General features: G+C 46.6%; 19 protein-coding genes. 11 read left to right on the top strand and 8 right to left on the bottom strand.

From position 1 onward, the window contains the following. Window positions 1-344 precede the first annotated feature (344 nt). Window positions 345-2,972, bottom strand: a complete 2,628-nt coding sequence (locus GVN20_RS09405; protein WP_166558058.1) for a caspase family protein — start codon at window positions 2,970-2,972, stop codon at window positions 345-347. A gap of 5 nt (window positions 2,973-2,977) precedes the next feature. Continuing rightward, window positions 2,978-4,444 carry a hypothetical protein gene (locus tag GVN20_RS09400; protein WP_166558057.1) on the bottom strand — a complete coding sequence of 489 codons (1,467 nt, stop codon included), beginning with the start codon at window positions 4,442-4,444 and terminating at the stop codon, window positions 2,978-2,980. Window positions 4,445-4,586: 142 nt separating this feature from the next. On the opposite strand from GVN20_RS09400, the gene GVN20_RS09395 reads away from it, so the two are divergent. Next, entirely contained in the window at window positions 4,587-6,263 is a 1,677-nt protein-coding gene (locus GVN20_RS09395) for an amidohydrolase (protein ID WP_166558056.1), read from the top strand. 51 nt (window positions 6,264-6,314) lie between these two features. On the opposite strand, the gene GVN20_RS09390 is transcribed toward GVN20_RS09395, so the two are convergent. Both GVN20_RS09390 and GVN20_RS09385 read right to left on the bottom strand, forming a co-directional pair. Further along, the gene (locus GVN20_RS09390; protein ID WP_166558055.1) at window positions 6,315-7,124 is read right to left on the bottom strand and encodes a mechanosensitive ion channel family protein; all 810 of its coding nucleotides are present in this window, start codon (window positions 7,122-7,124) and stop codon (window positions 6,315-6,317) included. Between the two features lie 120 nt (window positions 7,125-7,244). Next, window positions 7,245-7,736: a RidA family protein gene (locus GVN20_RS09385; protein WP_166558054.1), complete on the bottom strand. Its 492-nt coding sequence runs from the start codon at window positions 7,734-7,736 to the stop codon at window positions 7,245-7,247. A 181-nt stretch (window positions 7,737-7,917) separates the two neighbouring features. On the opposite strand from GVN20_RS09385, the gene GVN20_RS09380 reads away from it, so the two are divergent. Beyond that, window positions 7,918-9,066, top strand: a complete 1,149-nt coding sequence (locus GVN20_RS09380; RefSeq protein WP_166558053.1) for an FAD-dependent oxidoreductase — start codon at window positions 7,918-7,920, stop codon at window positions 9,064-9,066. A gap of 184 nt (window positions 9,067-9,250) precedes the next feature. Here GVN20_RS09380 and GVN20_RS09375 read toward each other — a convergent pair whose 3' ends face one another. The 4 genes from GVN20_RS09375 to GVN20_RS09360 all read right to left on the bottom strand — a co-directional run bounded on the left by GVN20_RS09375 (window position 9,251) and on the right by GVN20_RS09360 (window position 13,824). Beyond that, window positions 9,251-10,093, bottom strand: coding sequence for a S1 RNA-binding domain-containing protein (locus GVN20_RS09375; protein ID WP_166558052.1), 843 nt, complete (start codon window positions 10,091-10,093; stop codon window positions 9,251-9,253). A 108-nt stretch (window positions 10,094-10,201) separates the two neighbouring features. Further along, window positions 10,202-10,888 (bottom strand): peptidoglycan DD-metalloendopeptidase family protein, encoded by a 687-nt coding sequence (locus GVN20_RS09370; protein WP_166558051.1) that lies wholly within the window; start codon window positions 10,886-10,888, stop codon window positions 10,202-10,204. A 19-nt stretch (window positions 10,889-10,907) separates the two neighbouring features. Further along, window positions 10,908-12,413 carry a serine/threonine-protein kinase gene (locus GVN20_RS09365; protein ID WP_166558050.1) on the bottom strand — a complete coding sequence of 502 codons (1,506 nt, stop codon included), beginning with the start codon at window positions 12,411-12,413 and terminating at the stop codon, window positions 10,908-10,910. Between the two features lie 103 nt (window positions 12,414-12,516). Further along, on the bottom strand, window positions 12,517-13,824 hold the full coding sequence (locus GVN20_RS09360) for a formylglycine-generating enzyme family protein (RefSeq protein WP_166558049.1): 1,308 nt from the start codon (window positions 13,822-13,824) through the stop codon (window positions 12,517-12,519). Between the two features lie 155 nt (window positions 13,825-13,979). Between GVN20_RS09360 and GVN20_RS09355 the strand changes: the two genes are divergently transcribed. From GVN20_RS09355 to GVN20_RS09315, 9 genes are all read left to right on the top strand, one after another. Then, window positions 13,980-14,639 carry an FHA domain-containing protein gene (locus tag GVN20_RS09355; protein ID WP_166558048.1) on the top strand — a complete coding sequence of 220 codons (660 nt, stop codon included), beginning with the start codon at window positions 13,980-13,982 and terminating at the stop codon, window positions 14,637-14,639. 21 nt (window positions 14,640-14,660) lie between these two features. Then, window positions 14,661-16,031, top strand: a complete 1,371-nt coding sequence (locus GVN20_RS09350; RefSeq protein ID WP_166558047.1) for a hypothetical protein — start codon at window positions 14,661-14,663, stop codon at window positions 16,029-16,031. Between the two features lie 13 nt (window positions 16,032-16,044). Continuing rightward, complete coding sequence (locus GVN20_RS09345) at window positions 16,045-16,791, top strand: hypothetical protein (protein WP_166558046.1); 747 nt, start codon at window positions 16,045-16,047, stop codon at window positions 16,789-16,791. A gap of 52 nt (window positions 16,792-16,843) precedes the next feature. Then, window positions 16,844-17,575: an FHA domain-containing protein gene (locus GVN20_RS09340; RefSeq protein ID WP_166558045.1), complete on the top strand. Its 732-nt coding sequence runs from the start codon at window positions 16,844-16,846 to the stop codon at window positions 17,573-17,575. 48 nt (window positions 17,576-17,623) lie between these two features. Beyond that, window positions 17,624-18,880, top strand: a complete 1,257-nt coding sequence (locus GVN20_RS09335) for a PP2C family serine/threonine-protein phosphatase (protein WP_166558044.1) — start codon at window positions 17,624-17,626, stop codon at window positions 18,878-18,880. A gap of 74 nt (window positions 18,881-18,954) precedes the next feature. Continuing rightward, window positions 18,955-22,053 carry a T9SS type A sorting domain-containing protein gene (locus GVN20_RS09330; protein ID WP_166558043.1) on the top strand — a complete coding sequence of 1,033 codons (3,099 nt, stop codon included), beginning with the start codon at window positions 18,955-18,957 and terminating at the stop codon, window positions 22,051-22,053. 8 nt (window positions 22,054-22,061) lie between these two features. After that, window positions 22,062-22,532, top strand: a complete 471-nt coding sequence (locus tag GVN20_RS09325; protein WP_166558042.1) for a hypothetical protein — start codon at window positions 22,062-22,064, stop codon at window positions 22,530-22,532. A gap of 33 nt (window positions 22,533-22,565) precedes the next feature. Beyond that, window positions 22,566-23,915, top strand: a complete 1,350-nt coding sequence (locus GVN20_RS09320; RefSeq protein ID WP_166558041.1) for a hypothetical protein — start codon at window positions 22,566-22,568, stop codon at window positions 23,913-23,915. A 1-nt stretch (window position 23,916) separates the two neighbouring features. Beyond that, window positions 23,917-26,325: a tetratricopeptide repeat protein gene (locus tag GVN20_RS09315; RefSeq protein WP_166558040.1), complete on the top strand. Its 2,409-nt coding sequence runs from the start codon at window positions 23,917-23,919 to the stop codon at window positions 26,323-26,325. Window positions 26,326-26,327 lie beyond the last annotated feature (2 nt).

Here is a 26,327-nt window from a genome sequence, read left to right as displayed (position 1 = left end):
CGGTTGTTGTGTAAGGTTTTGATTATAATGCTCCATTCTGGGTCAGTTTCCCTAAAAATGCTAAAATTATCTGCCTAATTGACGGTAAACCTCTGAATGAAGAGCAAATTGAAAATTATGCTGGAAAGTTTCAAGGTGCAATAAGCTGCAGAAATACAGGAGATGTTTCAATGATAGCCAAAAAATACTGAGACCTCATAGCCAACTATGATGGGGGCATTGATTTGAAAACGACGCGTTAAATTTACTTTACAGGAGGTAAACCGACTTTTAGCGTTTTTTGCTATTTCCCCAATATTTTACTTGACAATAGTATTGTTTTCGGACAATGGTTAGGGTTTGATTTATTTTAAGTTAGTATTCCATAAAATTTCTGCGAAAGGTGAGCTGTTTTTGATGATAAGTGAGGTATAAGGGCAATTTCGGTCAATTGTCAATAGAATTTCCTTCAAGAAAGGAGAAAGCAATGTTTGGTCTTCTTGACTTTTTTGAAGTAAAAATTCAACACCAGCACTAAACAATGGCAAATCTTTCAAGTCCTCAAATTCATATCTTTGGTCTTTAAAGGAACGTTTTTTTGGGTTATTGCCCAACAAATCCAATACCCGAATGTCGTTGTTAAGTATGTCAGTCGCCTTTACCCCATTCAGGAGTGACTCATCCAAGAAAGAGACTTGGTCTGGTTTTACTTTATTGTTAATAAATAAGTGGTAGAGATAAAAACAAGCCACAATAAGAAATGGATTTTGGTGATTTTCGCCGATGGACCATTGTTTGAGTTGAGTAAGTAGTTCCTCGGTCGTTCCTGCAGGGCCTTCAAGCAATTGCTCCAACGCCAAACTTAAGAAGTAGTTAGCATTATCTCCTCCACGGTAAGGAGCATTTGCCGAGTAATCGTCTTTCAAACCACTGGGGTCTTGGCGAGAGATTATACTATTTGTCGTAATCAATAACTTATCAAATCGAACTATAAAATCTGGTCCCCCCCTTTCAAGTTGTTTTTGCACTGCTGTTTTCTCCTCAATTTGCGCAAAAAACTGTATTTGATTTTTTGGGTGAGCAAAGAAAGGAATAAGGCGGGCGTAGTTTCCACCTTGGTAACAAAGCAAGTTGTAATTGTGAAGGTGTTGGCTGCCTAAGTGTTTACCTGACCACGAGTCAGAAGAAGTATTCAGTAAAGGAAGGCGTGGAAAAGTAACATTGTTCTCCACGTAAAAAAAATTAAAACGCCACAACACATCTTGGTAACTGACAGCAAGGGGTTGGGCTGCTATATTATCGAATGCACGGATAAATAAAAAAACATTAGGAAATCCCCGTGGAGTTGGCTTTTCACTAATGGAAATGGCGTCATTGTGATAATACTCATGGGTGGTATCGAGGAAGTTTTCGAGTGAAGATGCGTAGAGTGGAGGTGCATCTATTTGAATAAGTTGTTCGTTTTCAGTTACTTCAATTTCGGTGGCTTGACTTACATAGTGGTTGATTTTTGAATAAAAAATGTACTTTCCTGGAGGAAGTTGGAGTGATTTATTGCCAAAAAAGGAAAAATTGACCATCAACCCATCGACGCTGTTGATATAGATTTTTATCAAAGGGCAGAGAGCCTCTATCGACGGATACTGTTTGCGGAACAGCAACTTCACCTGAACGTTGAGCAAGGTATCAAGCAGGTTGGAAAGCTGTAAGTCAACTTGCTGCTTGTTTTTATTGATGGTAAAGAAATTTTTATTGGTCGGCACCTCAGTTAACGGCTCGATATCAGTGGTACGAAAGGTCGAAATCGACTGATAGCGACCTTTGGGCAGCGAAAATGTCCCACCTCCAATCAACTCAAAACTAGCCTGGGACTTCTCATGGATAAAACGGGTTTTGACAGACGGTATCAACTCTTCGGGCATTTCATTGGGCATTTTCACCTCAATAGTTTCAAAAGACAATGACTGGGTGTCAGAATCGCTTTTTCCCATCAATCCGCCCAATACATTTTTAAGGTCGATGCCGTCGCCCTGGGTGAGCACCAGGTCATTGCCCAACAGTGCTTTGAGCAGTTCCTCTAGCGTGCCTCCTTGCAATTCTTCGGCGGTTTTTTTTATGACTGCCTCAGTGAGTTTATCCATCCATCCTTTTTCTTTGGCAAATACAAGCAGGTTTTCGGGCAGAATATTGGCCCAGGGAGGACCAAATTCGAGGGTTTTCATGCGGGAGGTGGGGAGTTCGGTCAGCGCCCGTCCTGATTGTACCTTTTGGTCGTGGGTTTGGATGGGGTGTTCCAAAAAATTCTTCAGTGCCTCGGCTGTCACCTGACCGCTGATGGGAGGCAGGTTGTTCAATCCTTTTTTGCCTCTTAGCCCGCGGAGCAACTGCGCTGTGAAATAGCCAAAAATCTTTTCTTCTGGGTCAGCATACTCGTATTCGTAGGATTTACTGCCGTAGGTAGTTGAATGGAAAATGATGATGTCACGGTCGCCTTCGGACACATTGTTGATGGCCTGCGTTCCGAATTTGAAGGGATTGATACTTACACCAGGAGGTTTGTAATCGCGGCAGCAATCCAGAAAAAAGAAGACTTGCTGGGCGCTGGTCTGGTTGAGCAGAAATTCGGTGGCATTGGCCGTTGAAAGGCAGGAGTCGGCGTAGTCATAGCTCCATTCTGACATCAAAAAGAGTGTTTCAAACTTGTCCCAACCCAGGCCATGTCCAGAAAAATAAAAATATATTCGCCCAATGCCTTCGGAAATTTTTTCGAGCTCCCTCAGTTTGTCACCAATGGCTTTTAGTCGGGGTTTTGGGTCGGCCTGGGTACTGTTTTCGGAGAAAAAAGGATAAATCTGCCCATCTGGAATACCTCCACCGTCGGCAGCGGTCAACCATTGGCCAAATTTGCGTGCGTCGGCTACCGGTCCTTTCAGCGAGTTGAGTTCATGGTAGTCGCCGACGGCAATCAGAAAAGCGTGATCGTTGGAAGCCATGCGCGTCAGCGGTTGATCAGAAATTTCAGACTGGCAACCGTGGAGGAGTCGTTGTCGAAAGCACCGTGGTCGAGGGAACCGCAGTTTTCGCCTTCGGGCATTCCGAATACATCCGCCAGTATCACTTTCCCTTCCAGAAACTGTTGAAGCTTTTGGGTTAGGGAGTCATTGGGCAGGGGAGGGTTTTGCCCCCAGAATCGTTCCATTCCCAGAATAACTGAGTCGGTACCATCGGGCTCAAACAACCCCGAAACTAAGTACAGCAGCGAGTGGGTGTACAAAAACTCCAGTACTGGCATGTCGATGAGGCGGTCGAGTTGCTCCTTTTCGTCGCGCATCGTAAACATCCGAAAGTGGCCAAACCGCTCAGGGTGGGCGATGACCTCGTCGGCAAACAAATCTGCTCGGCAGGCTGGGGCCAGAAAAAATAGATTATCAAAAGTCAGGTCGTGGGTATGTTTCAGCAGTTCGCAGCCCACAATCGCCCCGGCGCTATGGCCGATAAAGTGCAGCGAGACATCGGGGTGCTGACTTTTGAAATCTTGCAAACGAGTCAGAAACTGCCTACCAATCTTATTGGGGTCGCCTACGTGCATTTTTGTGGGATGCCAGAGCGCAGCGGCTTTGTCTTTCATGCCCGTCCAGATACTTGTACCGAGTTGGTCGAGGTACAGGTGTCGACCGATTTCTTCCACTACCGTACAATGAAGCCCGTGGTCACGTTTTTCATGAAAACGTTTTAGCACCCTATAGGCGATTTTCCCGATGGCAAGTGCTATTTTTGCCGCGCTGATGATTCCCTTGCTCCCTTCAGTCTCGGCGGTTACTACTTCTTCGGTTTTGAGCAGCGGCAGTTTTTCGACCTCTACCTTCAGCAGTGCATCCCGCAAAAACTTGTTAGTATTGATTTCAATTTCGGCCTCGCTTTTCAGCTTTTTCTCCATGTAGGTCTCATTGTCAATGTCATTAACCTGAACGACAGCGTTTTTAGCGCCTGTTGTGAGGTTGGCTTCGGCAAAGGGCTGATAATACGGAATGGTTTTCGCTTTTGTTAGTTCAGCTTCAATTTCGGCGTAGGAAATCTCACCGCCAGTGGCGCTTTTAGCACCAATCAGCGCGCCAATTTTCCGTGACGCGATTCTGATGACAATCTTCAATAATGCCTCAAAAAAATCGGTTTGGATGACCATACCTAGATTTTCCTGCAAGGCCGTCAGAAAATCAGTATGCCAGAGCAGTGACAGAAATACGGTGTTGGGGGTGTCGAAGGTATTGATCAATTCTTTTGACCCTTCGATACCTGACTTGCACGACACCAGCCCGCCATGAACGTACAGAACAATTTTTTCGGGAGGTGTCGCCGTCCACTCCGTCATCATTCTGTCGAGGTCGGCTACGGTGGTAGGAGGGAGAGTGCCCAAAAAAGTAGATTCACATTCTGGGCCTACATTGATAAAATTATGGATTTTCATCAGGTTTAGGAGGAGGGCGAGTAGTAAACTTTATACAATATAGAATTTCATTCCTTTTTAGTCAAGTAAAGGGGCTTTTTTTCGAAAAAATGATTGTTTTTGCTATTTTTGGATAAATTACACTTTTTCTTAACCCAAAACTATGCAAAAAACCCTCTACACCGCGCTAATGGCAGTGGCTATTAGTATAATGGGCTGGACTCAGTCTAAAAAAGCCCCTAAACTCTCCCCTGAGCAAGCCCGTCTCGAAAAGCTCAAACAAGAAGCGGTGGCTGGCGTTGAAAAACGTGCTGTGATGGGACAGCAAATCAACGATATGTTGTTTAGTTTTTCGGAATTAGGCTTTCAAGAGGTTGAAACCTATCGGTATTTAACCGAATTGCTAGAAAAGAATGGATTTACCATTGAGCGTGGTATCTCCAATATGCCCACGGCTTGGTTGGCCAAATGGGGGAGTGGAAAGCCCGTCATCGCCATCGGCTCAGACGTGGATTGTATTCCCAAGGCTTCCCAAAAGCCTGGAGTAGCCTATCAGGACCCCATCGTAGTTGGGGCACCCGGTCATGGTGAAGGCCACAACTCTGGGCAAGCGTTGAATATCATTTCGGCGTTGGCGGTAAAAGAAATCATGGAACGTGAGAAAATCCCTGGTACGTTGGTGCTTTGGCCGGGTGTAGCTGAGGAGTTGGTAGGGGCCAAGGCATTTTATGTTCGCGATGGTTATTTCAAAGATGTAGATGCTTGTATTTTTACGCACGTAGCCAATAATCTGGGGGTTTCGTACGGCGATGCAGGCAACAATGGCTTGGTATCTGTACGATTTAATTTTGAAGGAGCCGCCGCCCACGCGGCAGGAGCACCATGGCGGGGTCGGAGTGCATTAGATGCGGTAGAATTGATGAATATTGGTTGGAATTTTCGCCGTGAGCATTTGGAATTGACACAACGCTCACATTATGTGATTCCTGACGGTGGAGACCAGCCCAACGTCGTTCCTTCCAAAGCAGCAGTATGGTATTATTTCCGCGAACGCTCCTACCCCAAAATCAAAAAACTGTTTGACATTGGCGTCAAAATCGCCGAAGGTGCAGCTTTGATGACGGATACTAAGTTTAGCTATGAAATTTTGGGGTCCGCTTGGCCCGGCCATTTTAGTAAGCCCATTGCCGAAGCGATGTACGAAAACATCAAAAAAGTAGGCTTGCCGACCTGGTCAGAAGAGGACCAAATGCTCGCAATGGCTTCCCAAAAAGAACTTCAAGCCCCTAAAATTACGGGTTTGGCCACAAAAGTAGACACAATAGGCCTACCTGCCGATTCTCCTACGCGCATGATGGGCGGGCAAGGGATGTCAATGGGGGGTGGCTCTGACGATATTGCCGATATTTCTTGGTCATTGCCCACCATCGTTTTACGGTATCCTTCCAACATTCCGGGATTGCCTGGACACCACTGGTCAAACGCGATTTCAATGGCGACCCCCATTGCGCACAAAGGCGTAGTTTATGGGGCTAAAGCAGAAGCCATGACCTTGATTGATATGTTGTTGAAACCTGAAATCATCAAAGAGGCTTGGGATTACTATAAAAATGAGCAAACGAAAGAGATGAAATACGAGCCTTTGATTTCGCCCAAAGAAGTTCCCGCTGTATATCTTAACCGTACCATTATGGAAAAATTCAAGCCTGAACTTTCAAAATACTACTACGATCCCACGAAATACAAAACCTACTTGGAGCAGTTGGGAATCAAATATCCAACGCTTCGGGACGACCAAAAAGAAGACCTAAAGAAAATTAAAATAGAAGGAGGGAAGTAAACAATCATTAAACAAAGAGAGCCACTGTTACGGTGGCTCTCTTTGTTTAATTTAGGCTTGGTTAACGGTGTATTGTTGAATCGGGGCGGCTACTTTGTCGAGGCCAAACTGTTTACTGATATGTTCATGAACAAAATAATACGTTTCCCAATAGGTAGTGGCTTTTGTCCATACCCTTACATCGAAAAAGATGGCATTTTCGGTGAGCTTGGTCACCAATACATCGTGGGTTGTCGCGTTGGCATACGGGCAGGCTGCAATTGCTTTTTCAATGCTGGCGCGGATTTTATCAACTCCGTTTTGACTGCCACCGGCAAATACCATATCGACTCTGATGTCCCCTCTCGTAGAAATATTGGTAATCGGTCCCGTTGATAATGGGCCGTTGGGAAGCGTAACCGTTTTATTATCAACCGTTACTAGCACCGTATCAAAGATGCGAATCGCTTCTACATTACCTGTAAAGCCCTGGGCATTTATCAAATCACCAACGCGAAATGGTTTAAAGAGCAGGAGCAAAACACCGCCCGCAAAATTGGCCAGACTGCCCTGCAATGCCAAACCAACAGCTAAACCCGCCGCTCCCAAAACTGCGACGAATGAAGTAGTTTGTACACCCAAAATTCCCGCACAGCTTATGAGAAGCATAACCGTAAGTGCCACTCCCACCAGTGATTTGAGAAATGGTTGTACGTCGCGGTCAATGTGACTGCTATTCATTCGTTGGCCGATGAAGCTCATGACACGCCCAATAATAAAGCGACCAACGATAAAAACCACAATCGCCAACAAAATTTTGCCACCGTATTGAGTAATGGCCAAAATGAGCTGCTCTTTGATTGAGTCAAGTTTAATATCCATCTTGAGGTTTAGGTTTTAATTGATTAAGCTATTTTATACATACTCTGATTGAAAATTAAGACTGAAATAAAATAGTTAGGTCACATTATGAGGTGTGATGAATTCGTCGAAGATATGCACTCAATAAACCGCAACCAATTCAATTTCAATGAATTTGTCTGGCTGGACCAGCGTTGCAATGCCAATGGTGGAGCGGCAGGGCTTTACTGGGTTTTCCTTGGTGCCGAAGTATTGCGCGTAGGCCTCAAACCAGCCCTGAAAATCAAATTTGTTGTTTTGAAACATGTCAGGGGCAACGTACACCCGTAGGTACAATACGTCTTTAAAAGATAATTTTTGCTTCGCCAACGCCCCTTGTAATTTTTTCAAAATACTCAAAGCCTGGGTTTTGGTGTTGCCAAAACGTGCATACGTGCCCACTTGGGCACTGCTATCGGCTACATCTGCGACAATGCCGCTTGACCAAAACATTTTTTTGCCTTCTGGTACAACCGCCCCCGACGAAATCGCCGAAGAAGGTGTGCCAAAAAACTCAACGGCTTGAGCGTGAGTGGTTGTTGAGACAAAAAATGAAAAAACAACAAGCCCAATGAAAGTGAATAGTTTTTGCATAATTTAAAGGTTTTGTGTTGTTGAATGGTGAAATGTAAAAATATAGTATTTTAAAATGTAAAATAGTCAAAATTATATTTTGTTGTATGCCTTTTTGAGGTTAGATTTGATAAAAGTTATAAATGTATTGCCGAAGGCCGCACGGCAATACCGTTCTCATTCAACATTCTAATCCTTCTTTATGAATCGTCGTGGATTTATCCAACAGGCCGCTATTGCGGGCAGTTGGGCGGCTGTGGGTAGTACGGTTGCTTCTTGCGCTACTACCGCAAAAGGATTTGCCGATAAGCATTTCCAAATCAACATGGGACATTATCGTATCCCTAAATTGCGTCTTTCAATGGACCGTATTGTCCGGGAAACCGTGGGGCTCAGGCCTTTTCGAACCATTGGTCCACGGCTCGAATCAGAGCAGTTGGGTAGCAAAACCCTCGTCCATAATTATGGTCACGGGGGGAGCGGTTGGTCGTTGTCGTGGGGTTCGGGCATGTTGGCGCGCGAAGAAGTCCTGAAAACGGGCGTTAAACAGGTCGCGGTGATCGGAGCGGGCACTATCGGTCTTACCACCGCGCGACTGTTGCAAGAAAAGGGCATTGAAGTAACCATCTACGCCAAAGACCTTGCCCCTAACGTCACCAGTAGTTTGGCTACCGGAACATGGTCGCCGTCGTCGAGGGTATGTGACCCGCAAAAGGCGACGCCCGAATTTAAGGCGTGGTGGGAAAAAGCCACCCGTTTGTCTTTCAGGGCGTTTCAGTTTCAGTTGGGCTTAAACGATATTATCTCGTGGGTGGATGAGTACAACGTATTCAACGAGCCTCCCGCTGAGCGTCCAAATTCTGAAATATTTGCCGATTTGTCGGGATTGGTGCCTGAACGAATCATGTTGGGCAAAAAAGAACATCCGTTTAAGGCAGATTACGTATCAAGGCGCTCCAACGTGATGATTAATATTCCGACCTATTTGCACAAGCACATGACCGACTTTTTGATGTTTGGGGGAAAGGTTAAAATTCAAGAAATCAAGAAGATAGAAGATATTGACGCTCTTTCCGAAAAATGCGTGGTCAATTGTATGGGTTTGGGAGCCAAAGCGATTTTTAACGATGAGCACCTGACACCAGTTTCTGGGCAGCTTTCGTGCCTGATTCCGCAGCCTGAAGTGACGTATAAACTCAACACCAAAGGCGCGAGCATTATTTCCCGAAAAGACGGTATATATTTGGGCGGTAACGGAATTGTTGGCAATTGGGACACGACACCGAGCCGCGAGCAGACCGAAAAAGTAGTAGCAGTTTTACAGAAATTAATGGAAGATATGCGGGCCTGAAAAATATTTTTTAAAGGCTTTCCAACCTTTTTAGTCCCGAAGGCGTCTTTGCTGATAGTACTGCCTATTAACAACAGACATTTCTATCCGAAACAAAGATATCTATTGGGGTAAACAATAGACCTTAGTCCAGAAAAAGCGCGATTTTTGATCGCGCTTTTTTTTATGGAGTAAATTCAAGAAATCAAACTTTGTGAATACCGTCTTCTTCCAACTTGATTTTTCCTTCTTTTAACAGCCCCCCGATGGCTTTTTTGAAGTCTTTTTTGGACATACCAAACGTTTTATGAATCAGTGTCGGGTCAGATTTATCGGTAAATGGCAGAAAATGTCCTTCGGCGGCTTCCAATTTTTCAAAAAGAACGGTTTTACTGTCGGCAATGCGGTTGTAGGATTGCTCAACAAGCGCCACATCTATTTTTTGGTCTTCTCTGATTTTTTTGATGTAACCTTTGGTGGGTTTTCCCAAGTCAATGTCTTTAAACACTTCGCCGTGGTACAAAACACCCAAATGCCGTTGGTTGATAAGGGCTTTGATGCCCAAATCAGTGTATTCAAAAGGCAGAAGCTCTACTTCCATCCCTTCCTTCAGTTCTGAAATATCTTCATCCAAAAAACGGTCAATTTTGGCCGATGCCACAATGCGGTCGGTTTGGGTGTCTAAATGAATAAACACCAGAAATGACTTACCCACGAGCATGTTGTCGCGTTGTTGTTTGAACGGAACAAACAAATCTTTGGGTAAGCCCCAATCCATAAATACCCCCGCCGCCGTCACAGCATTGACCGTCAGGTAGGCAAATTCACCTACGGTTCCGTAAGGCTCAAGAGTAGTGGCAATGACGCGGTCTTCTGAATCGCGGTACACAAAAACGTCGAGATAGTCACCGATTTCAACGCCTTCGGGGACGTATCGGGTCGGAACCAAAATTTCGTCTTCATATCCGTCCAAATAGATTCCAAATTCTAGGCGTTTCACGACTTGAAGTCGATTGTATTGACCCATTCGCAAACGGCGAGTTCCCATGTTATACTTACTTTTATTGATTACGCTGATTAATTACCGTCATTCAACACAACAAATGCGCTGAATTAGGGCAAAGGTAACTCTTTTGCTGGCAAGGGCTAAATGTTACTACTGAAAAAGCCCCGGTATGCCCAAAATCAGGTTGGGGTCAGGGCAAAGTTGTAAAAAACGCCCCCGCTCTCGTAAGGTGCATACGCCAGGAAAGTCTCCTTTCAGGCCAAGTAGGTCGGTTATGAGTTGAAAATGCAGGTGCGGCGGCCAGTCGCCGTTGATGGGGAATTGGCCAAATGTTGCAATGAGTTGACCTTTTTCGATAGGCTTTCCTTCGTACAACTCTTCCAACGATTCTGCGCTCAAATGCCCATAAAGAGAATAAAAAAGCTGATTTTCGAGGTGGTGTTCCAGAATAATGGTGGGGCCATAATCACCAAAATTAGCGTTATTGGCAAAACTGTGGACGCGTCCTGCCAACGGTGAAAAAACAGGCGTGCCAGCCGCTGCCCAAATATCAACGCCAAGGTGAATACAGCGCGGCTCTTCTGTTTGTTGAAAATGCGCACTGCGACGATAAATGGTTCGGTGCTCGTTGTAGCCGCCTACCCCAACTGAAGCATGGGCGGCGCGTAGTTTTCCAAAAACATAGTCTGAAAAAAGTTGGCTATTTTGTAATTCAACCTGTTCTAATTCACCATTTTGTTTGGTGAAATCTAGGTGCAAAAAGTCGTTTTTACCCCAATCAAACGGGACAACGGGCGCAAACGAAGCTTGGTGTTTTTTGAGTAATTCAGTTATCAAAATTGAAACAAGAAAAGGGTTAATACTTAGCGATTTTTTCCAAACGGCTCAACGCTTTAGGCTCTTTGGGGTCAATGAGCAGGATTGCCTTGCAGACCGAACTCATATAATCGCGGTCTTCGGCATATTCCAACCCAAATTTGTCGGCTTCCAGCGCTTTGTTCAACAACTTGGTAAGGGCGCGTTGCTTCAGAATGGAGTCTTGGAGGGAGATTTGCGCATATTTCTGATAATCGGGAATATTAAAGAGTGAATCCATCTGCTGTGCGAGCGCTACCGTGTCTACCACGGCTTTGGGCGCGGCGGTTGTTGTTGAATCTGTGGGTTGAAGCGCAACGTCATCTTTTTTATCTCCGCCGAAATAAATCACCGAAGCGGTAATGAGCACCAATGCGGCCACCCCCACTAAGATAATCAAGGGCGTATTGTTGGAAGTTTTCTTTGGTTTGGGGGTTGAACGAACGTACCCGTCGCTCTCTTTTGGGTCCTTTTGTGGCGGGGTAGAGGTGTCTTTCAACGGTTGGACGTCGGCCGAGGCACCAAAAGAATCAGTGGCTTTCCCCAAACCCGCAAAAGGGCTGTCTTCAAAAATCTCAGTTTGGTCTGCTTTTGCTTGTACAATTGGCGCAACGGATGGAATTGGGGGCGATGCTGGAGGGACGGGTAAATTCGGTGCCTGACGAATTTCTAAAAGAATTTCTTCGGCGGCTCGGTAGCGTTGGTTGGGATTGACCATCAGACACTTCTTGATGATGGAGGCGTAAGGTTCTCTGACGTTTTTAAACGACTCGGGCAAAGATTGACTGTTCATCCGTTCGTACACTTGCCGAAGTGTACTTTCCGAACTGTCATCAATTTTATAAGGGACTTCGCCCGTCATGATTTCGTGCAAAATGACCCCAAATGACCATAAATCGGTATTTCGACGAATCTGTTCGCCTTTGATTTGTTCAGGGGAAGCATAATTGAGCGTTCCGCCTTTGAAGCTCTGAGAAATCACGCTGTTGGAAATCGAGTCTGAAAACTTACTCAGGCCAAAATCGGTGATTTTGGGAACGTATTTGCCGCGCCATTTTTGAATTAAGACGTTTCGTGGTTTGAGGTCGCGGTGAACCACTCCCTGCGCCCCCGTGGTATGCAGATGACGAAGCCCTTCTAAAATGCCGACGGCTAAATCGTGCTTTTCGGTATCGTTAAGGGAGTGATTTTTGATAATTTTGTCTAAACTCCCCAACGGATAATATTCCAAAACCGCAAAGTCATGCAAGCCTGCCCACTCCACCGAAAAACGATAACATTCATCATACATGGCAATGTTGAGGTGCGGGTCTACCTTGCCGACAGTCTCAAACTCATGTTTGAGCGAATGACTTTCGTTCGACATATTGACAGGGGCCACTTTGATAGCTACGGTAGAGCCATTTTCGGTGTCAACGGCGCGAAAAACCTTGCCGAAAGCCCCCTCGCCAAGAATGTCATTGGCGGGGTCGTAGCGATAACGTTGTTTAAATTGCTCGTAAGTCATAAGGCGCAAAACATCCGAATTTCGATTTTAAATAGCCAAAATACACCGATTTTGACTGAAAAGCCTAACTATTTTTATCCAACGGTGAGAAATAAGTTAGGACTCAGTTGCGTACTAACCGAAAACCCACGTAGCCATTATCGCTAGCGGGTTTGTACCCGTCGCGGGTGGTGAGCGTGGTAGCGTCGGCCCCCGAATCTAGTGAGCCGCCCCGAATAACCCGGTATTTTTCTTCAGCCACGTTTACTGGATTATTGACGGGGCTTTTTGCGTAAAAATTGGGGTCGTACCAATCTTGACACCATTCCCAGACGTTTCCTAGCATATCGTAAAGCCCCAATTCATTCGGTAATTTCTGCCCAACGGGGTGTGTTTTCTTTCCACTATTTGAACGGTACCAGCCTGCATCTTTCAACTCCACTGTATTATTGTTTTTTTGCGCCCCGCCCCGCGCGGCGTATTCCCATTCGGCTTCAGTCGGTAGACGAAAGTTTTGGCCGGTGCGTAGATTCAGCTTTTTGATGAATTCCTGCACATCATTCCAGGATACTTGTTCAATCGGACAATCATTACAGCCGTTATTGGTCAATTTCTTGGGCAGCGTTCCCATGATGTTGCGCCATTGTCGCTGGGTAACTTCGTATTTACTGATGTAAAAATCGTTGAGAACGACAGTATGGATTGGTTTTTCATCCTTGCTTCCCATTTGAAACGTCCCCCCTTTTACCGCGACCATCAAGCGAGTCAATTCTTCCGAAAGTGCATCGATTTTGGGCGTTGTAGCATAATTTTTAGGCGGATTTTCGTCTTTTTTAGGCGACGTATTTACGAGGGCGTTGGTGGGGGGGGGTAACACGTTAGGCTTGGATTGTTTTTCGGCGGCTCGTCGTTCTTCCAATAAGTTGATTTTCAAAAGCTGATTCCCCGACTCCCGAACGGTGACGGTTTTTTCAAACCCATCAGGGCCACCGTCGGTCGGTTTAATTACTACAAGATTTGCGCCCGCATCCAAGAGCAGTTTTTTGGCAATATCGTTGGGCGAAACGAATTGACGTGTACCTCCATTGACGTATACATGGACGGGTAAATCAGTTGTTACCAGCAAAAAAGCACGAATTGCGGGAGGAGCGGTCGTGGAGGGTTTTGGATTGTTGGCAACTGGTTTTGATGGTTTAGTTTTTGGTGGTTTAGGTTTCTTTAGGGCTTGGGTCGCTTTGGTCAATCCCTCAGCACAGTGAACATCATTTTCCCTGATTCGAAGTGCCCGTTCGTAGTTTTGTACGGCACAGGCATAGTCTTCCCGCTCAAGGCAGGCGTCGGCCCGGCGTCGGTATTCATCAAATGTAATTTGCTGAGCGGGTGCCAAAAAAGGAATAAAAAGGATAGCCCATAGCCAAAAAATGGTCCTCATAAGTACAGATAGCTTTTTTTGTTAAAGATAACAGAGTAGGGCCAAAGAATCTTTTACCGTTCGATAAAAAGGATTAGGGCGCATATTCATTTGTTTCGTAAATTAGCCCTCAGTAAGCAATACGCTGAAATACAACGAATAACGAAACAACTCCAATGCAGGTAATCCTAATCGGACGAGGACAACAACCGCTGCCGGGGCAGGTGGTACTCAACTCAAGGGGAGTATCGGGCCAACACGCCCGGGCCGTGATTAACCCTGCTCAAAATACGGTTGTTCTCGAAGATTTAGGCTCTACCAACGGTACGTTTGTCAACGGTTTTCGCATCAAACGTAAAAGTATCAATCACAACGACATTATTTTGGTGGCCGACCAGCGCCTGAGCCTCCAACAAATACTCGACGCTGCCCGCACCACCCGCGACGACCCCAATGATTACTCCCTAGAATTTGGCAAGTTGCAGGATGTCTGGGATAGGTATCAATTATTGCTTCAACAGGCCCGGGGCAATAACAGCATGGATACATTTATTACGGCTTGTGTCATCATTGCGCCTGCCCTCTTGGGGACTCTATTTGTGCCTGTACCCGGCGTGGGTACGGCAGTAGGCAGTGCGGTAGGCTTGGCCGCTCGTGAATTGATGTCTAAAAACAAATCGGCCAAAACGCAGAATTTAGTCACCGATATCGAAAACGACTTTAAGATTCAGTACGTGTGCCCCAAATGTAGCCGCTCGTTGTACGGCTTTCCTTACGAGTACCACAAAAAGCAACGCCTGTGTGTACAGTGCAAAGCGATTTGGGTAAAATCTTGAACCTTTAAACGCTGAAAATAAATGAGCCTTAATGAACACACCCAGTTTTTTGGTGGGCCTAATGAGCCTGCTCAAAAAACGCCGCCGCTCTCGCCCCCTAATTTGCCTCCTCAAGCGTCTACACCGCCGCCTGCTGCTACGCCACCCGCCCCGGCGGCAAAGCCAAAAGCTCCCAAAGATTATTCTAAAGTGGCGGGAGCGTTGGCGATTGGTGCGGTAGCGGTAGGGAGTATAGGATTTATTTCATGGACCGTTTTTGAAGGAGACGATACGCCCGTGCCAGTGAAACCCGCCGTGCAGCCTCCCATCGATTCGATTGTACCTGAGTTACCCAAAGAAGAGTTTATAGAACCTCCAGTGGCGGTGGTTGAGTCACCATCACTTCCTCCGCCTCCGCCCCCCGCTCCCAAGCCTTCGGGAGGAGCGCCCAAGCCTAAGCCAGCTCCCCAACCAGAGCCAGAACCACAGCCTCTGCCAGTGGTGCCAGATGAGATTAAAATTGCCGAAATAAGCGATGATTCCGCGTTTAAGGAAGCATTTATTGAGGCGCGAGATCAAGTAGGGCCGGGTGGACTTTTTGAATACAAAGGTCAATGGTACAGCACGTACTCCATCGAAGAATGGAATGCCATGCCTCAGGAACTACAGGCGGATTTTACGACGCGTATTGAGCCAATTATCAATCCAGTGGAAGTAGAAAACGAAGCGCCAGTGGTAGAATTGCAGCCAGATATTGTTAAATTGGATACCGACAACGACGGTATTGAAGAAACCACCATGGCAGATCATAACCACGACGGTCTAGCCGATGTGGTCATCAAAGATGAGCCGGGAGAAGGTATATCAGGCTTTATGTACGTTGACAAAAACAACGACGGAAAACTCGAAACCGCCATCCCGGTATCTGACGAAGGGCAGGTATTGGAAGATAAAGCTGAAACCTTGGAAAATCCCTGGCAAGTGCCCATGCATCCAGCCCCAGACGCGCCCACCTCAACCGTGGCCAACTCATTGTCGAGTCTTAACGAGGCGTCGGAAGTGGTGGATTTAGACACCGATGGAGACGGATACGCCGAAACCGCATTGGTCAATAAAGATACCGATATACAGGCAGAGATTGCCCTCGTTGATACCGACAAAAATGGCAAACCTGATCTGGCTTTGCTGGACACCGATGGCAATAATACGCTCGAAACCGCCGTACCGATTGGCCTAGACGGTCAGCCCATTATGGCCCAAAGTGAAGCCTACGAAAAGGCTCCGATTATTGACATTCCGGGCCATGAGGATGCGGTAGAAACACACCTAAATTATACATCAGGATACGGCGCACACGACACGCCTGTGGTGCCAGATACCGATGTGTCAACGGACGATTTATTCACAGTTTAATAAAATTACAGTTATGTTGGATGAAACTGGAATGTTGGGCTTTCACAAGAAAGAGGAGGCCCAACCGCAACAACCCAAGCCGCAACCACAGCCTCAGGCGGGGGCTTCGCCTGCCCGTGAGTTACCCAGAATATTCAGCCCCGATAAAATGACACCGACCGAAATGGCGGGGGCGGGCATTGTCATGGTGGGCAATATTGCCTTTGTGTCATGGTGGGCTATGAATCAGGAACCTACCGAAGTAGCCGAGGTGATGGAAACATCGAGTGGAATTACGACAGAGATTGTCAATGCAGCGGTAACTGAAAAACCGTCGGAAATAGCGTATGTCGTGCCGCCTCTTACCCCACCTGCTGCGGAGCCAACGGGACAGGCTGCGCCCATACTGGAAGTAGCAGAAGTAAAACAGGATGTGCCTTTTAAAGAAGCGTTTGATACCGCCCGGGCGCAAGTGGGGCCAGGAGGGATTTTTGAATGGCATGGGCAGTGGTATAACACCTATACTGCCGAAGAATGGACGGGCATGACGCCCGAGAATAAAGAGGATTATGTTTCTTTGGTAAAACCCTACGTAGAAAGTGAACTGCCCGAAGATACGCTTCTGGGGCATGAAGGTCATGTGGAAGTGGCAAATTTGGAACATTCACCATTGCCGCACCACGACCACTCTGCCGGACAGCTAGAGCCCGCCGCTGGGTTGTTGAACCCTCCCGAAAGTTATCACTTAGATTCGCTGGATGATTTATTTACAAACACCTAAAAGTGGGTCTCTCCCTTGAGAAAATTAGGTTTTATCTATTGATAGGTTCCTTATGTTTGAGTACGTTTTTCGTTGCAAGGAGTGTCAGCACACCAAAAAAGGACAATCGCCAGTCAAGCTCTTGCCCGGCAGCCCGGCCAAGCTTAACTGTGTACAACAAAAACCCGAAAAGTGCATTTTTGTCGTGACGCAAGAAGCGGGAATGCCTCCCGCGCCGCCAACCAACGAATTTATGCCACCGCTGTCGCCTCCCACGGGTTTTCAGCACGTTACAAAGTCGGCGGGAGGGAGCAATCCCTTGTTTGCCCAACCCTCTGCCGACGACAACAAAGCGCAAAATGATATTTTTCAACAAACGGGGACCGTCGGATTTTTGGTGGTTCACGACGAAAACGCTGCTGCTCAAACGCATCCTTTACGCATTGGTCCCAACGTGGTTGGGCGCAAAAGCTCATTGCCAACGGCAGACATACTGATTGATACAAACGACGTGATGATGAGTCGGCGGCACGCGGTCATTGAAGTAACCCGTGATAAATTTGGCCAGTTTCAGTACCTGATTGCCGAGGCAGGAAGTCGCAACGGAACATTTGTGATGGGGGCCAAAGACCCGATGCGTAAGATAAAATTGGAGCCCGAAGATTTGATTTATCTGGAAGATAACGATACCATTCAGATGGGACGAACCAAAGTGGTTTTACAGACGACCAAGGCGGCAAGCAATGCCAGAGATGCCGCCCGAAACGTGCAGGGGACGGACTATTCCCAAACCATCATTTGGTAATAATTAGGCGCTTAATCTATTGATTTTACTTATTTAGCCAGTTATACGATGCCGTATAGTATCTACCCGCCTTTGGGCTTTACGTTTCAGGGACAGCGCGAAAATAATGAGGATTCGGTGTATCCTGAAGTTGGCATGGCCACGCCTCAAAACCGCTTTTTTATTGTTTGTGATGGGGTAGGAGGTGCCCAAAAGGGAGAATTGGCCAGTCACATCGCCGTGTCTGGTTTTTCAGATTATCTCAACACCCATACAGATTCCGACTTCTCGGAGGAGGTTATCGGTGAAGCGCTTGGGCACGTTCAGCAAAAGTTTGATGAGATGCTGGCCGTTCAGCACCTACTCAAAGGAATGGCGACGACTTTTACGTTGGTGGCTTTCGGGGAAGATGCCGTCCACGTCGGGCACATTGGCGACAGCCGTATTTATCAAATCAGAAACGGGACGATTATTTATAAAAGTGAGGACCATTCCAAAGTCAATTTTCTACTAAAATCAGGATTGATTTCTGCCGAGCAAGCCCAAAATCACCCAGAGCGGAACGTAATCATGCGGGCTATTCAAGGGTCACACCGAGACACCAAAATCGAAATCCATTCGTTGACTGATGTCCTTCCTGGAGATTACTTTTTTCAGTGTACTGACGGGGTACTAGAAAATGTGAACGATGACGCACTTTCTCAAATTTTGGGAAGTGAAGAAACCAATCCCCGCAAACTTCAACTGATTCTTAATCTTTGTGACGGCAACACGCGGGATAATTATTCTGGGTATTTAATTCAGGTGGCCAACAACGAACTTGCTGACGCCGCAAAAGAGTGGATTGAACCCATGCAGGCCATGGCCCAGAATGCCGATAATACCATGAAGTTTAAGTCGGCAGCGCCCGATACCGTCGCCCTAGTTTCTTCAACACCGCCCGAAACGCCCAAAAGCAACCGAGGACTTTGGTATTTAGGGGGCTTGGTTTTGATAACTATGGTTTCTTTGGGTATCTTTTTTCTTAATAAAAATAAACCAAAGTCAACGGTCTCGGCAACGGTCGTGCCCGTGGTTACACAAGAAATCGATACACTTAGCTCCGTGGATACGTCCATTGCGAGTGAATCCGAATCGGCACCTTTGACCGCTTTTCCAGTGGTAAAAGTGCCACCTCATTTATCCCCCAAGATAAAAGCCCTTAAAAAGGCAGCGGCGTTAGATTCAGCGGCTGTGCCGTTTGGGGGTGTTACTCCGAACGAAACGGCCTTTGGGAAAAGTAAAAAAGATACGGCAGCCAGCACAAAAAAAACACCGGGAAGATAATCCCTAAAGTAGAAAAAATCGTGATTTTGGGTTTTGAGAAAACGGTAGCAGAGGAGTTATTGATGCGATAAAATATGACAAAGATAATCAGAGGATGGCTTTTGCTTTTTTTGATGGGAGTCGCAATCGGCGGTTGGGCGCAGTGGAATAGCAATCTGGGCCAAAACACCCGCGTCAGCGCAGGGGCCATGCACACATTTGCGTACGGTGCAGTAGGGGGAGACGACGGCAGTGTGTTGGTAACTTGGGCCGAAAGCATTGGCAATGCGTCCATCATGTTTGCGCAACGCTACCGAGCGGATGGGACCGTTGCATTTGCCAAAAAGGAATTGTTTCGCTATACTTTCGGTGACTGTACGAAAGAAGGTTTTTCGGGGATGAAATTGCTGAAAGCCGCTGGCTCCGATGATGTTTTTGTGATTTATAACGTCAATACTACCCTCGTAATTCAAGGAGGTTTGACCACGTATTTGCAGTACCAAATCATTTCCTTTAACGACGGCACCACCAAAATTCCGAACAACGGCAACGAAAATCGTGGGTTGAATCTAGGGTATAATTATGGGACAACTGCTCCAGGTGTTTCGTTTGATGCTCATTTTATCCGAGATGGAGGCAGCAAAGTAGTGATAACGTGGGCGCAAAAAAACAACCCATTGGACTTAAACCGGGGCGGAGGGGGGAGTCTCGTTACCTTAACGGATTTACGAATTGCCATATTGGATGCCTCCAACCGAACCGCCCCCACGGCGTATTTCGTGGAAGGAGACGCTGGCGACCAAACAACCCCTCGTGTATACGCACAGGGAGAACGGCTCTTTGTTTCGTTTATCGACAGAAACACTACCATAGCGGTCAGGAAATATAAGTATGCCCTAAACGGTACAACCATTTCTAAAGAATGGGGCGGAAATGCCCAGTACCTTGGCAGCTTGCCTGACCCCCAAAATATGGGTGTTCAGCCAAGCTTTGATGATAGCAATCCTATTTGTGTCTATTCAGTGTCTGGCTCAGGGGCAGGAAAAACAATTAAAGCGCACCGTATTAACCCAACGTCGGGCGCTTCGTTGGGTACTACCGATATCGGCGTTGGTGATCAAATTGGAGGGTCGAAAATGGTCGGCAATAGCGGACAGTTTAGTTTAAACGTGGCTTTTATCAACACCCGGAATAACCGTCAAATCGTGCGTCGTTACTTGGGAAACACCGCAACCAGCGCTGAAACCCCCATTACCTTACGAAATCACGGCGGAGACCCCACTTTTGAAGGAATTAAAATTGCCGATAGCCCTGAGAAATACTTATTTGTGGGCGAAAACCGAGACAATGGAGAACTTTACGGACAAGTAATCAGGTTTGATAACAACTCAAGTGAAGGCGTTAGGGAGTGGGGAGACAACGGCAAAATTGTGAGCAACGCCTCTGGAAACAAAACGGGGGGGCGGCTTTCGGTGCTGAACAGCAATGCGCTGTTTTTTTTATGGCGTGATGAACGAAACAGGAATAGTACTTGTACGGCTGATATTTATGCTCAGGTGTTGGATGCCAACGGAAACCCGCCCCAGTCTGTAACCATTTCAAAACCGAGCCTAAATCGTAGTTCTTTGTGCGTAAAAGATACTTTGCGAATAAGTTTTACCACAACGGGTACTTTTACCGCGGGCAATGTATTTACCGCTGATATTCTTAACGAGGCAGGTACCTCTGTAGTTTTAACCAATTTTCCTGGAGCTACCGCCAGTCCAATTTCCATTGTTGTACCTACGGGGCTACCCAATGGGCGCTACCGAATTCGGGTAAAAAGCAGTATGCCAGTTGCCAACAGTCTGGAAAATAGTGATGTATTTACGGTCACTTCCACGCCAGTCATTGCCGCTACCGCCAACGGCCTCAAATCTTTGTCTGTTTGCAGCGGTGCACCCGTAACCCTTACGTCGTCTGCTGGATTTACGATGTACAGTTGGAAAGGCCCCGCGGGTTATACAAATTCTTCCCAGTCTCCGATGTTGACTTCCACGATTCCGGGGTATTATATCGTCACGGGGACGAGCTCCTGCGGAACCGCCAAAGACAGTATTCAACTCTCAATCAATCAAATCCCCAACGCCGTTGATGCGACCAATCGTACCAGTTACGTATCGGGGGAAACCATCCAATTGAAAGCACCGTCTGGAACGGGATATACCTATGCGTGGACGGGTCCTAATGGATTTATGTCTACTCTGCAAAATCCAACCATTGCTAACGCGACCGTCGGTATGAGCGGGAACTATGTTGTTACAGTAAAGGCCAACGGTTGTGAGGCAAAAAATGAGCTAATGATTACGGTTTCTAATCAGCCCGTAACGGGCATAACAACTGTATCCGCCAACCCTGAAGTAGTGTGTCCTGGGGCAAACATCAGCGTGAGTTTTGTAAAACAACCCAGTAATGGCGTAGCTACTTTTAACGTTTTTTTGACCAATAGCACTGGACAAAAAATCGGTGGCAGTTTAGGCAGCGGAGCCGCAAGCCCTTTGTCGGTGCGAATACCTGATGCTACTCCTGCGGGGGCTGATTATCGATTGCAGGTGGAAGTATCAGATGCAGTAAAGGCACAAAGTGGCGCGCTAACGGTATTGCAACGGGCTTCTGCTCAGATGATTAGCCCGCGTGGCGACACTTCGGTGGTGTTCAGAAAATCGGGCGATAATCTCAACGTTCGGGTTCGGGTGCAGGGAAGTGGCCCTTTCACGCTTAATTTCAGCGGCGGAAGCCGATCGGTCCGAAATGCTGGCGATACCACCTTGAGTTTTCGGATTGAAAATGAAACGACCTTCACTTTTCAGGGAGTGACGGGTGCTTGCGGGGCGGGTACGTTGAGCGGTGTGCAAAGTTCCAGAATTTCCCTCAAACGCGTAGTTGCGATAGAAGCAGACAGCATGGGTCGCCCCGCAGTGACGGTTTTTCCCAACCCAGCGGCCAATAAATTGACGATTCAGCTTCGGGATAATTTGCCTACAAATGTGAGAACAGAAGTGCGAATGTTTGACTTAAAAGGAAGCGTGGTAAAAAAGATTACTTTCAGTAACTTACAACACGATTGGGATATAAGTAGCCTTCCTTCGGGATTTTATGTAATGGAAGTGGTTCGGACCGAAACTCGGTACACCTTTAAAATCAGGAAAGAATGATGCAAACCATGAAGATACAAGGATTGATTTTGGCGCTACTGATTGGCGTTTTGGGGTGCAAAAAAAAGGACGTCAGCACCCAAATGGACCGCGCCTGGATTATGAAGCAAGCGGTTCATATTCCGCAGGGGGGCGGCGGACGAACTAAAGTTTATGAGCGAGGACAAGCCGGCAATCTGTTTAATTACGACGGATTTCTGCTCGATTTGAGTAATCAAAATGCCTTACAATTTACCGACATCGGGCAGGGGGGCGACCGTTTTGATTTTACGGGAAAATGGCGCGTTGACCAAAATATCCGTCTCGTACTGTTTGAACTGAGTCCTGAGCCTACTTGCAGCGAAGGCGTGGATTGTGCCAAAGAAGGGATTCAGTTTTTTATTGATAAAATATCGGACAATGAGCTGAAAATTAATCGGCTGTATGTCAGTGACAAAACGGGAAATACCGTGAATGAATATACCTTAATCCCCAAGTAATTGATTGAATACAACGCTACTCTGTACACAAAAATGGGCTTTGCACTAACACGACGCATCGGTAAAAAACAACTCTTTTCGGGGCTGTTGTTGCTTTTGTCGTATGTGGGTACGGCCCAAAATCTGAATCTAAACGCTAATGGACCGGGAAGTCGGGCAATGGCGATGGGAGGAGCCTTCATCGGGGTAGCCGACGATGCTACCGCGATGTATTGGAATCCGGCTGGCATTGCCATGCTCAATTATGATGATGAATTGGCCGAGGGTATTGGGCCGCACCTGTTGTGTTCGGGGAGGAATACCACGCTTCAAGTACCCATTGATGCTACTCGGTTTTCTACCACTTCCAATTTTGGCCCTACATTTATCGGGGCTGTGATGCCCTTTTCGGCGTCTCGACTAAAGGGACAAAGGCATTATCGGATTGGCGATTTGGACCGTAATATAGTACTCGGGGTGGCTTACCAAAGTGTGATGGATGCCAATAAATATTCCATTGATCGTACGGTGGCTTTGGCCACCGAAAGCATCAAAAACAACTTGACCATCAGCAACGCGTCGCTGAGTGCGGCGTATCAACTTAGCAGGTATGTTGGAATCGGCGTGACTGCCAACTACTGGTTTGGAATGGGGAATAAGCTGAATTATAGCTCAGGGGAGCGCACTTTGAACGTAAATCGGACGGGAGAAGGGACGTATGACATCAGCGGACTAAATTTTGTAACGGGTTTTTTGGCCGATTTTTATGAAGCAAACGTTCCGCTGCGCGTAGGCCTCCGCGTAACGACTCCTTTCAATCTCCGCAATAATTTTACTTACAGCGGCACCGTCACCGATGCGTCGCTGGATGCGACCGAGTTGCGCAGTTACGAACAAAAATATAAAATGCCCTTTACGGTTGGGATGGGTCTTTCGTACCGTCTGCCCTTTTTTCCATTGCTGATGCTTGCCGCCGACGCCGAATGGTTGCCCTATAAAAACCAAGCCATTTCCCAGACTTTTTATGAGTACAATCAATACAATAGTTTGGACCCGAATCGGGGGTTGCCGTTGGTCATTCAGACGCCACGTCCGCCGGTCATTAGCAACGAAAACCATTATCAATTACGTAGCGGCTTAGAGTTTTTACTGGTGAATGCCGAAAAAGTCGAGTTTCGGGTGATGGGGGGCTACCGCATTCAAACCCAGCTAAACGAAGATGGGTCGAGCAGTAAAGCCAAGGGATTTAGCGCGGGAGCGACCCTCTTTTTTGACCGTTTCAAAATCCACGCGGGCTTTCAGCAAATGAAATATCCGCAAACGACGGCAGGAGTGACCAATCAAACGACCCAAAGCGCTTTTTCGGTGGATTTGGTAATCCATCTAGTAGAAGATATTTTTTGACATGAAATTACGGAAACTTCTTTTTGGGCTGTTGTTGATTTTTGCCGTTTCTGAGGCAAAAGGGCAAAGCTACGTGACGTATTACAAAAAAGGAGAAAGCCTGAGCCAATCCAAAAATTGGCCCGAAGCCATTGAATATTTAAAGGCGGCTTTGCAAGGTTCGGGAGTCGATAAAAAAAGCATAGCCACGCGAAACGGCGTGGCGGCTTATTTTCCTAATCGGGAGTTGGGGATTATTTATTTTATGCAGGGAAAAAAAGAAGAAGCCAAGCAGCTTTTGGAAAAATCGTATCGTGATGAACCTACGGACCGAGCATTGGAATTTCTTCAAAAATTGGACCCTGCATGGATGTCAAACCACCAATTGGCGACCATTCCGCAACCAAAACCGTTGTTTGAAAAAGAAAAACTGGAGAAAAGTGCTGAATCGGTGGAAGGGGGCGGAAGTTTAACCTTCAAAATCCACGTTCGGAACGAAGGAGAAGGACGATTTGATAACGGAAAGATAAGAATTGCAGCCGCTACACCGGTCAAAGGCGTTGAATTTGAGCCCTTGGTGGCGGTGGGAGATGTAAGGGGAGGCGGCAGTCGATTGGTGCAAATAACGATTAGAACCAATCAATTGCTCACCGACGGCAAAGCGTCCTTGATATTGAGTTTGGAAAGCGAATCGGGCACGGTTTGGGATGAGCTACCCATCAGGTTTAGTACGCTCAGCCCGCCAGCACCGCTGATAAAACTGGTTGGATTGTATGCTGGAAATGATGCTAAATTGGTGCTAGAAAAAGGTCGGCGTGTCAAGGCTGTTAAACTTTTGCTCAAAAATGAAGGCCGAGGAACGTTGGTCAAACCGCGTATCACGCTCACCTTAAATGAGCAGCCTTTAGCGCCTAGCACCAACGGATTAACCACGATTTTGGCGGGAGAAACCGCGACAATTCCTTGTGAGTTTTTTATCCCATCTAGTTTTGTCGCCGCCACTGCTACCGTGGAGGTAACCGTACAAGAAGGAAGTGGCACGTACACTTTTAGCGAAAGAATAGCCGTGCCAGTCCAAGAACCCGTGACGCCATTGGTTCATTTTGACAAAACCATGACCCAATGGGAAGGCACTCGTGAAGGGTTTATTACTCGGCTTTCACAACCAACGCTGAAATATGCTGTCGTGAATGAGTCAGATGAACCTTCCAAGGATCTGATTGTCAAGGTAGTACAAGCGCCAACCAACGTAGGTTTATTGGTGCCTGCCTCCAAGAAGGTTGCTCCGTTAGAATCCAATAAAACGGTAGGGGACGAGGCCAAGCTGAGCGTTTCACCCAAATTGTTAAAAGGGACTCTGGCCAAGTTTACCCTACGTTTGGAAAATCTCCAAGGCAAATTGTTGGATAAAATGGAGGTGGATGTGCCCGTTTTGGTGCCTTCAAAGCCAAAAGCGTCTATTCCGAGCGCGGAGGAGTCTCATAATTTGATCGTTAAGATTGGGGAGTTTTTAGAAAACAATTTTTACTTTAATCTCCGTTCGATGGGGTCAGCCGACGAAGACATTGAAACCAAGAGTAATTTTCAAAAGGAGCTAGTTAGGCTTTGCTTCAAAAAAGGCGATAAAGTAAGCATCGGCAATGACATCGTTCCGAGTGAGCTAATTCTGGCGGGCAAATTTCCTGAGGCTTACGAAGCAGAGAGCTACCTTAATAATTTATTTTTATGGTACGATAGTTATCAGGTTGATTTTCAGTCGGATGATGCGCGGTTTTCTCCTATTTTGTTTTCAGAAAAGGGCATCCCTTACGTTGATGTTTACGTCTCAAAAACGTTTACTGGAAAGTCCAAAAGCAAGGATTTTTTGGGGGTTACGGTAACGCAGGAAAATCTACTTCAAATTAAAATTGTCTTTGACCGGTACCGGCAATCAAACGGCAAATGGGACAGTCGGCAATTGTCGGTGAAAGGCGTAGAAAAGGTGAAAATTCCCACAACAATCGCCGTTTTTCCGACGGCTGAAGAATGGGAGAAAAAAGAAGCCAATGAGAAAAATGAGTTGATGTCATTGTCATCCACCTTGAATGGATTGGTTGAGAATCTGAAAAGTAAACTGCCGCCCACCACCAAGCGCCTGGTGGGCGAGCATTTTATGAAAAAGGATGGTAAAAGTGAAGAAATATATACTTATAAGATAGAAAATGAGTTGACGACGTCGTTGGCACTCAAAAAGATTAAATGGATTAATGCCGAAGAATGGGACCCTCTGAAGGCGGTTCCCAACGAAGAGTTTTTGATGGAAGGCACCTACGAACTGGGAACAGCTGGCCTGAAACTCAAAATCAATGTGCGGAATTTTAGAACCTACGAATCAGTAGCTGAGGCGGAAGCAATCATCAATCCCGACTTGTTGGGCATTGCAACTAAATGATA

This window comes from Runella sp. CRIBMP, from assembly GCF_009905605.1.
Lineage (GTDB): Bacteria > Bacteroidota > Bacteroidia > Cytophagales > Spirosomataceae > Runella.
The sequence above is the reverse complement of the archived record's forward strand: the minus strand, read 5'-3'. Positions and strand labels throughout refer to the sequence as shown.